7 protein-coding genes and 1 pseudogene are annotated in these 8178 nt (G+C 45.0%); 5 read left to right on the forward strand and 3 right to left on the reverse strand.

Features of this window, described 5'->3' with window-relative positions:
* Positions 1 to 335 (reverse strand): annotated as a pseudogene (locus ACRPK8_RS15560) (hypothetical protein); the annotation flags it as partial.
* Between ACRPK8_RS15560 and ACRPK8_RS15565 the strand changes: the two are divergent.
* Genes ACRPK8_RS15565 through ACRPK8_RS15575 form a run of 3 tightly spaced genes read left to right on the forward strand, consistent with a single transcriptional unit; the run spans position 295 to position 2993 of the window.
* Positions 295 to 1242, forward strand: coding sequence for a hypothetical protein (locus ACRPK8_RS15565; protein ID WP_432238961.1), 948 nt, complete (start codon positions 295 to 297; stop codon positions 1240 to 1242). The pseudogene ACRPK8_RS15560 and the gene ACRPK8_RS15565 overlap by 41 nt on opposite strands.
* A 16-nt stretch (positions 1243 to 1258) precedes the next feature.
* Complete coding sequence (locus tag ACRPK8_RS15570; RefSeq protein ID WP_432238962.1) at positions 1259 to 1951, forward strand: WxL domain-containing protein; 693 nt, start codon at positions 1259 to 1261, stop codon at positions 1949 to 1951.
* A gap of 22 nt (positions 1952 to 1973) precedes the next feature.
* Positions 1974 to 2993, forward strand: coding sequence for a WxL protein peptidoglycan domain-containing protein (locus ACRPK8_RS15575; protein WP_432238963.1), 1020 nt, complete (start codon positions 1974 to 1976; stop codon positions 2991 to 2993).
* Between the two features lie 36 nt (positions 2994 to 3029).
* Here ACRPK8_RS15575 and pepT read toward each other — a convergent pair whose 3' ends face one another.
* Positions 3030 to 4265, reverse strand: coding sequence for a peptidase T (pepT, locus tag ACRPK8_RS15580; RefSeq protein WP_432238964.1), 1236 nt, complete (start codon positions 4263 to 4265; stop codon positions 3030 to 3032).
* A 109-nt stretch (positions 4266 to 4374) separates the two neighbouring features.
* On the opposite strand from pepT, the gene ACRPK8_RS15585 reads away from it, so the two are divergent.
* A complete protein-coding gene (locus ACRPK8_RS15585; protein WP_432238965.1) occupies positions 4375 to 5373 on the forward strand; it encodes a zinc-binding dehydrogenase in 999 nt (332 codons plus the stop codon).
* Positions 5374 to 5457: 84 nt separating this feature from the next.
* Here ACRPK8_RS15585 and ACRPK8_RS15590 read toward each other — a convergent pair whose 3' ends face one another.
* Positions 5458 to 6642: a class I SAM-dependent rRNA methyltransferase gene (locus ACRPK8_RS15590; protein ID WP_432238966.1), complete on the reverse strand. Its 1185-nt coding sequence runs from the start codon at positions 6640 to 6642 to the stop codon at positions 5458 to 5460.
* Positions 6643 to 6838: 196 nt separating this feature from the next.
* Here ACRPK8_RS15590 and ACRPK8_RS15595 point away from each other — a divergent pair, with 196 nt between their 5' ends.
* Complete coding sequence (locus ACRPK8_RS15595; RefSeq protein ID WP_432238967.1) at positions 6839 to 8092, forward strand: DNA cytosine methyltransferase; 1254 nt, start codon at positions 6839 to 6841, stop codon at positions 8090 to 8092.
* Positions 8093 to 8178 lie beyond the last annotated feature (86 nt).

The raw sequence follows: 8178 nt of genomic DNA on the forward strand, positions 1-8178 counted from the left end.
CGAGCTGATAGTGAAGATCCCCCGACACCTGAGACACCTCGAGCTGATAGTGAAGATCCCCCGACACCTGAGACACCACCAGTTGAGAGCGCAGATCCCCCGACACCTGAGACACCTCCAGCTGAGAGCGCAGAGCCCCCGACATCTGAGACACCACCAGCTGAGAGCGCAAATCCCCCGACATCTGAGACACCTCGAGCTGAGAGCGAAGATTCCCCGACACCTGAGACACCACCAGCTGAGAGCGCAAATCCCCCGACATCTGAGACACCTCGAGCTGAGAGCGAAGACCCATTGCTACCTGAAACATCGCCAACGATAGAAGACGAACTCAACGTTCCCGAACAACCTGAACTGTCACAAGAGAAGCGGCAAACGATTGCTCCGGCGCTTGCCGGAGTTGCATTGCTTGGAGCCTCAAGCTTAAGTGCTGCTTACAGTGCTGAGACGAAAACAATCACTTTGGAAAATACGGTTTCCGGATTGCTGAGCTTAAATCTTACGAGTGGCTATATCATCTTTCAATTACCGAAGGAAGTCATGCAAAGTATCGACTCCGGTTCTGTTCTACTTCAATACCGATATAGTGGAGTGCTCGGATCACAGACGCGAAATGTCACTGCAACGATTGATCCAATAAACAATCAAATCTACGCCGATGTCAGTGCATTATTGAAAGTATCGCTATTGAGTAGTGACCGCTTCACTTTATCATTTGACGTTGGGAAATTGCCGGTGGGAGTGGACCGGACGTATACCTTCCGCAGTGTACTAGCCGATGGATTAATCGATTTAAATCTATTGAGTACTGGCATGGCGACAGCGACACTCGGGATTGGACCGACATTCGGCTTGTTAGTTCCAGCGACACTTGATTTTGGAAGCCATGAATTGACGGGACACGACACGCTCATTCCGCGATTGTCTCCGATGATAATTGAAATTTCCCATGAAAATGCAGCGGGGTACAACTGGCAGCTGCAAGCCAGTCTCAGTCGTCCTTTGACGAGTACAGACAATGATGTGTTAAGCGATGTACTTTATTTTAAGACAGCTTCGAAAACACAATTATTGCAGGCGACGGCTATTGAAATCGCAACAGGAACGATGTCGGCAAGTTCGAATCAAACACCGTTAATCTATGCAGAAAACGAAGGGATTATTCTCGATTTAACCGGAAAATATCCAAAACCATCATCGTATAGCGCAGATATTCAATGGAGTTTAGTCAATGCACCATGAAAAGGAGAGAGCAAAGATGAAAAAACGCTTCGCTGTTTCAACGGTATTGATGAGTGCTGCTTTGGTACTAGGAACGACTACGGTATGGGCGACGACTTCTACAGGAACTTCGACGGCTAAAATCACATTTACGACGAATGAAGCGCCGGTCATCGTGGATCCCGATTCGCCGGATCCGACTAATCCATATGACCCGACAGGAAATGGTGGGAATACACCGACAGGCAATACAGGACCGCTGACGCTCGATTATGCGCCTAACTTCGATTTTGGTTCAAATGAATTACGATTGGATAAGTCACTTTTTCAGGCGATTGATCAAAAACCGTTTTTGCAGGTAACGGATCGGCGTGTCAATCCGACGCAATGGGAGGTCACTGTAAAACTGGGCGATTTTAATGATGAAGGTGGAAATCCCTCATTAGCCGGCAGCACCTTATCGATTGATGCCGGAACCGTTCAAACCCTTATCAATGTAACGGGATTCACAGCGCCTACGACGGGAGACATTACATTGACGCCGGGAGATGCGGGAGATGCCCAAACCATTTTAGCGTCGGCGGAAGGAACGTTCTCGACGTGGCAAATTTACTGGGAAGGCAATGGTACAGATAACGATTTCATCAAACTCAATGTACCGGTCAACGTTCAAATGGAAGGAACACACACCGCAACACTCGATTGGACACTCACAGATGTCGTGAATTGATGGGAAAGCGGGTGAAAGAGAGATGAAACGATGGGGAATCACGTGTCTTGCCGCATTTGTATATGGATTATGGATCTGGCTGATCCCTTTGAATGGCTTCGCAAAGGACCGTGTCAACTTTTCGGTTGAAGCCGTTCCGAATGACTACCAGGTCGATTCGGGTGTCTCGTACTTTGATTTACGCATGACGGCGAAACAAAAGACGAACATTCAAGTTCGGATTTTTAATCACGGACCAGACGATCACACGTTTTTGACGTCCATCCGAAACGCGACGACGAACAATAATGGTTTGATTGTTTATGACCAAAAAAAGCCTGTACCCTTAGCGCCAATCTCGTTAACGGATCTCATCCAACCGAATACGAAATCCACGTTCATCAAAGGGGGCGAATCGAAAGTCGTTTCCTTACCCCTTGAGATCACAAACAATTTAGATGGCACCTTGTTGGCAGGAGTGCGGATTGAGAAAAAAACAGAGAAAGAACAAGCTGAGAAAAATACAATCGGCATTCAAAATCGTCATTCCTATATCATCGGGTTGAAAGTGCGGTCTTCGATTGAAGAGCTGGCACCCGAAATTACGTATGAAGGAGTAAAGGTGAAGTCGTCCTTTTCGAGACCGACCGTGTTCGTCAAATTAGCGAATCAGGTGCCGACGATCAGTAAACCAATGAAGTTCGAAGCAATCGTCACTCAGAATGAAAAAGTTGTTGTGCGTAAAGAGATGGACGTCCGGTTTGCGCCATCGGTTTATATGAACACTCCGATCGAAACAACGGGGATTTTAAAACCGGGTATGTATCAAATCGATATCCGTCTGGAAGGAAAAGGGAAGATGTGGAAGTGGAAGGATAGATTTGAAGTCACAAAGCACCAAGCAGATCGGATGAAAGAACAAATGCCTGAGCGAGAGATTGAGGAAAATTCCAATTCTTTCGTCGGCGAATGGTCGAAGGAACTCATGATTGGATCCACTTTGATTATTTTTCTGTTAATCGGCTATATCTATCGCTTGAAAAAACAACAGCAGCATCCATGAAAAAAGCAGCTTCTCCGCCTAGAGAAGCTGCTTTTGTTAACGAGAGGACTGCTCGAAGCCTTGTGCGATGGCAATTATGACTTGTGTTGCTTTCACCATGTTATCGACAGAAATGAATTCGAACTTACCGTGATAATTCTCACCACCGGTAAAGATATTCGGTGTCGGAAGACCCATGTATGAGAGCTGGGAACCATCCGTGCCACCACGAATCGGCTTCACGTCCGGCGTAATATCAAGTGACTCCATCGCAGCATGGGCGATATCGACGATGTGCATGTGCGGTTCGATTTTTTCACGCATGTTGTAGTACTGATCGTGTAAGTCGATTTCCACACTACCAGCACCGTACTTTTTGTTCCATTCATCGACAAGGGCAGACAAAAAGTGTTTTCGACCTTCGAACGCTTCACGATCAAAATCACGAATGATATAGTCAAGCGTCGTTTTTTCGACAGAGCCATCAAACGAAATCAGATGGAAGAAGCCCTCAAAACCATCCGTGAATTCAGGAGATTCTTCTCCAGGAAGACGATCGTGGAATGCCATCGCATGCTTCTGCGAATTGACCATCTTATCTTTTGCTGTTCCCGGATGAACATTCGTTCCGTGGAAGACGATTTTAGCAGCCGCCGCATTAAAACTTTCATATTCGAGTTCACCAAGCGGTCCGCCGTCGACCGTATAAGCATACGTTGCATCGAACGCCTCGACGTTGAAGTGATGTGGTCCGCGACCAATTTCTTCGTCTGGCGTGAAGGCAACACGAATGCGACCATGCTTGATTTCCGGGTGTGTGATGAGATGATGCATCGCCGTCATGATTTCTGCGATACCGGCCTTATTATCTGCACCGAGTAACGTCGTTCCATCCGTCGTCATCAAGGTGTGACCGACATAGTTGTGCAGTGCCGGAAAATCAGTTGGCGATAGAATGACGGACGGTACTTCGTTTAACATGATGGGATGTCCGTCATATGCTTCGACGAGTTGCGGACGGACATTCGTACCTGTGAAATCCGTCGCTGTATCAAGGTGAGCGAGGAAACCGATTGTCGGGATATCAGCATCCGTATTAGCAGGTAACGTCGCCATGACATAACCATTGTCATCGACCGTGACTTCTTCCATGCCAATTGTCTTTAATTCTTCTACGAGCAAACGAGCCAGTGTCCATTGCCCTTCTGTTGTCGGAACCGTCGAACTATCGTAATCCGATTGCGTATCAATCTTAGCGTATGTAGTCAGCCGTTCAATCAATTCTTGTTTCAAATGGAAAACGTCCCTTCTCGTCATAAGATACCTTTATCATAGCATGAACGGTTAATGTGAGAGAATTCTGAATCATGATAGACTGATAATGAAAAAGGGGGAATTCTTCATGAGAGCATTCGTAGTCGATCAGTATGGAAAAGACGCATCACTTACAGAAAAAGACGTCACACCTGAAAAAGCGGGGAAACACGAATTACGGGTTCAAATCGAGGGGTCGAGCATCAATCCACTTGATACGAAGATGTTCTTCGGACATGTGGCGGCGGCTTCGACGACTGGAATTCTCCAGGGCGATGTAACGGGGAAAGTCATTGAGATCGGCGAGGGTGTGACGTCTTTTTCTATCGGCGATCGCATCGTCGCATTCGGTGGCGGACTTGGAACACGTGCCGGTGCGCTAGCGGAAGAAATGCTTGTACCTGAACAGATGGCAGTCTTACGACCGGAAAGCGTCTCGGCTGAAGTTGCTGGTTGTTTACCGGTGATTGGGTTGACCGCGATGGAAATATTAAAAGAGCGAATTACGATTACTCCAGGCATTCGTGTATATGTAGCAGGTGGAACGGGTGGAGTAGGACATCTTACCGTTCAACTCGCACGTCATTATGGATGTGACGTCACAGCGAGCGCCTCTTCTGACGAGAAGGCAGCTTGGCTAGAAGCGAGAGGGATTCGTGTTCACCGGTATAAGGAAGAATCAGCTGAAGCGTTGCTAAACCGACTAGATCTGGACGGATTCGATGTCATCATTGATACGGTCGGTGGTGACCATTTACAAGAATCGTTCATACTCGCAAAAGAGCGGGGACGCATCATTTCGATCGCGACACGGACGACACAAGATTTAACGATGATGCATAGTAAAGCCTTATCCCTTGAAGCTGTTTTTGTCGCGCTTCCGTTACTGAAAGGAAAAGTAGATGAGATGAAACAACAGCAACGTCACTTATCAGAACTCATTCATTTAGTGGAGGAGGGTGTCATCGAGATTCGGATTGAAGAGCAGATTCCCTATGAGCTTGATGCGTTAAATGAGATCTATCAACGATTTGATCAAACATCACACTTTGGTAAGGTGAGTGTTTATCCAACTCATAAAAAATGATTCTCCATTCATTTTACATTTCCTGTTAAAAATATAAAAAATCCGTTACTGAAAAATTCAGTAGCGGATTTTTTAGATAACAGATCATTTACGGCGAACAAGAATGCTTTTTGGAGCGAGTTGTGGCATGGAAGGGGGAGTCGGGAAATCTTTTAGCTCCGGCTGCTCCCAGACGACTTCGAATTTTTGGCGTAATTTGTTGAAGGCCTGCTCGACAGCTTTTTTCAATTGTGACGCATCAAGAGCAGGACTATCTGTCGTAATCGCGAGCAGTCCTCCGCGATTCGTCAAATGAATGACTTTTTGAATCCAAAGGGCTAGATCCTGTTCTGTTCGGAATTGACGGTTGCGTGTATTGACTTGTACGGGCGGATGGAATAAGACGACGTCAAAACGTGTCTTTTTATCCGCTTGTTCGATATAGTCGAACGCATCCTGGACTAAAATTGTCTGCTTTTCTGGAATAAAGCTGTTCAACGTCAGGTTATCCTTTGTTTTGTTGCGGCTCCGCGTTGAGAAGTCGACACTTGTCGTTGATTTGGCTTCCCCGTAAAGCGCAGTGACCGTTAAAGTTCCTGTGTCGGAGAAAAGGTTAAGTACGGTTTTTCGTTCGACGGAATCGAGAAGGATCCGGCGAAGTTCACGTTGTGCAATGTCAAAACCAGTCCGCATACCGGCATCCAAGTCATATTCATAAAGGACACCGTACTCTTGCGCGACTTCGGGAAAATCGCCTCGTTCCCCTTTTAAAAAGTCGTCGCCTTTGACGGGTTGAAGATCAACGAGGAAATCTCGTTTTTCATAAATACTTCGATAATTCAGTAGTGATTCAAGCGCTTCGAGAATCAACGGTCGGAAGGTATAGATGCCCTCATTTTCAAAAGTCACAAGATAATGATGATCGTAACAGTCAATCGTCAAGCCACCAATCCCATCCCCAGCACCATTAAAGATGCGGAAGGCTTCTGAATACTCTTCAAAAAATTCATTTCGTTTGTCTAACGCTTTTTCAAAAAGTTTTTTGAAGAAGGCGACATCAATCGCTTCCTGCTCGTCCATCGAGAGAGTCCAACCGACACCTTTTTCCTGCTTGCCAAAATAGCCGGTCGCGAGGTATTCTTTATGTTCTGTCATTAAATGAAGCAGTCCGCCTGCCTCTTTGACATGGTGCAAAGCTTCGAACATTTCCTTGCGTAACGCGGGATAACCGCTTCGAATCGATTCAATCCATTCGGGTTTGACGACGATCGGATAGAGTTCACGGGACATGTTAGTTTCCTCATTTCTACTTGTGGATAAGTGGTATAAGTATACCATAAATGGGGTTATCCACATGTGGATAACTAGTATTCAAAAAAGAGGATATTCTAAAAATCAATTATTGCACGATTTATTCAGAACGCTGGCCTTTTAACGGACGCTCGCTTATAATAAAGGCAAGAGGATGTTGCCAGGAGGTAAACTCATGAAATTAAACGAACGAGGACGAGCAAAGTACCGTCCTTTGACTGAATATGAAGAGATAGATGTAAAAAATGTGCTGTTCGAAAAAATCCAGGAAGAAACAAATCGTATTTTTGAAACGGATGATACCGCCTTTTTTTCTGATATTAAACGCTCAACAAAAGCACATAGCGTAATTAGTCTGTTTTCAGGAGCAGGAGGATTAGATTTAGGGTTGGAACTTGCTGGTCTTGTCAGTCTTCATGGAGAAGAGGTCATTGAGAAGGTCTATCAATCGAAAGAGGTTTTTGAAGAGTTAGTCTCACAAGGAAATGTAACAGAGACAATCTTTTCAAATGATATGTTTCGAGAGTCCGCCATCACATATAAGATGAACTTTTCGACAGAGTTCTTTCAAGATGGTCGAGACATACGCAAGATTAAACACTTTCCAGAATGTGATGTCATGCTTGGTGGATTTCCTTGCCCTGGATTCAGCTCAGCTGGTCCACGCTTGATTGATGATGAGAGAAACTTTTTATATATCCATTTCATTCGAGCGATCATGCAAGCACAACCTAAAGTATTCGTCGCTGAAAACGTAAAAGGATTATTAACTTTAGGAAAAGGTGAAGTAGCACGCCAAATCATTGAAGACTTTGCTGCAGCGGGGTATGAAGTAGATTATCAACTGGTAAATGCCCGGGACTATGGAGTGCCACAACTTCGTGAACGTGTCTTTATCATTGGTGTACGAAAAGATGTCTCATTTAAATATACATTTCCAGAGCCTACTCATGGTCCTTTAGGAAAATATCCTTATGTGACTTTAGAAGAGACGATTTCAGATTTACCGAAGGAACCCACTGATGTGTATAGTGGTGGTTTTTCTCCGATGTACTTATCTCGTAATCGTAAAAAGAAATGGACGGAACAAGCATTTACGATTCAAGCATCTGGTAGACAGGCACAATTGTGGCCAGGAGGAGAATCGATGCAAAAAACAGGGAAAGACGCATGGAGTCTGATTGGTTCCAATCGTCGGATGAGTGTTCGGGAATCGGCGCGTATTCAGACGTTTCCGGATTGGTTCGAATTTTATGATGGCGGCAATATGAGAACGCAATTAAATAATCGGTTAGATAAGCAGTACAAACAAATTGGTAACGCTGTACCGGTACTGTTAGCATTACGTATTTTACAACCCATTACAGATTGGTTGAAATCAGAGGACTTAGTTTCAGAACAATCGGAACAACAATTGAAACTATTTTAGGGGTAAAACTGTATTTTGCAATAGGTTTGTGCAGTAAATTGCAGAAAAAAGTACAGAACTTTGCCAGTACATATTTAATTTCTTGA

The sequence above is a fragment of the Exiguobacterium sp. TDN 0502 genome, from assembly GCF_050846835.1.
Lineage (GTDB): Bacteria > Bacillota > Bacilli > Exiguobacteriales > Exiguobacteriaceae > Exiguobacterium_A.